Origin of the sequence: Streptomyces klenkii, from assembly GCF_003626645.1 — a bacterium.
In the GTDB taxonomy this organism is placed as follows: domain Bacteria; phylum Actinomycetota; class Actinomycetes; order Streptomycetales; family Streptomycetaceae; genus Streptomyces; species Streptomyces klenkii.
In genome coordinates, this window is sequence record NZ_RBAM01000233.1 from 1 (window position 1) to 1,011 (window position 1,011).

At 74.5% G+C, this 1,011-nt stretch carries 1 protein-coding gene; it reads left to right on the plus strand.

Going from position 1 to position 1,011, the window contains the following annotated elements; translation table 11 throughout:
* Positions 1–68 precede the first annotated feature (68 nt).
* Entirely contained in the window at positions 69–938 is an 870-nt protein-coding gene (locus D7231_RS35995; protein WP_120760598.1) for a metal ABC transporter permease, read from the plus strand.
* Positions 939–1,011 lie beyond the last annotated feature (73 nt).

Here is a 1,011-nt window from a genome sequence, read left to right on the forward strand (position 1 = left end):
CACCCCTGCCACCCCGCCGACGAGCCCGAGCCCGCCGCCGGGTACCCGCTCAGGACGGGGATTCTGTGATGCTCGAACTCCTCGACTACCCCTTCATGCAGCGGGCCCTCCAGGCCGCGCTGCTCATCGGCGTCGCCGCCCCGGCCGTCGGCATCTACCTCGTTCAGCGCCGCCAGGCCCTCATGGGCGACGGCATCGGCCACGTCGCGCTGACCGGCGTGGCGCTGGGCTTCCTGCTGTCCACCAGCCCGGTGTGGACGGCCGTCGTGGTCTCCGCCGCCGGGGCCGTGCTGATGGAGCTGCTGCGCTCCTCGGGGCGGGCGCGCGGGGACATCGCGCTGGCGATGCTCTTCTACGGCGGCATGGCCGGCGGCGTCATGATCATCAACCTCGCGCCGGGCGGCTCCACCGCCAACCTCACCTCCTACCTGTGGGGTTCGGTCACCACCGTCTCCCCCGAGGACATCACCGCGATCACGGTGCTCTCGGCGTTCGTCCTGCTGGTCGGCCTCGGGCTGCGGCGGCAGCTCTTCGCGGTGTGCCAGGACGAGGAGTTCGCGCGGGTCACCGGGCTGCCGGTGCGCGCCCTCAACCTCCTGCTGGCGGTGACGGCCGCCGCGACCGTGACCGTGGCCATGCGGGTCGTCGGGCTGCTGCTGGTCAGCGCCCTCATGGTGATCCCGGTCGTGGCCGCCCAGCAGGCCACGCGCGGCTTCGCCGCCACCCTGGGCCTGTCCATCGCCATCGGCGTCGCCGTCTCACTGGCCGGGACGACCACGTCCTACTACGCGGACGTGCCGCCCGGGGCCACGATCGTCCTGTACGCGCTGGGGGTGTTCCTGCTGGTCTCGGTGCTGGCGCTGCCCCTGGCCCGGCGCCGGGCCCGCGCCGCCGAGGCCCCCGAGCCCGCCCCGGCACCCGCCGGCGCCCGTCCGTGACCGGAGGGCGAGGGGCTACCCTGGCCGGGGCGGGGACGACGCCAGAACGCCAAGGAGGCCACAGTGGGGACGG

Excerpts from the sequence above, each read along its gene's own strand:
- D7231_RS35995 (WP_120760598.1), top strand. The coding sequence starts at position 69 with ATGCTCGAACTCCTCGACTACCCCTTCATGCAGCGGGCCCTCCAGGCC.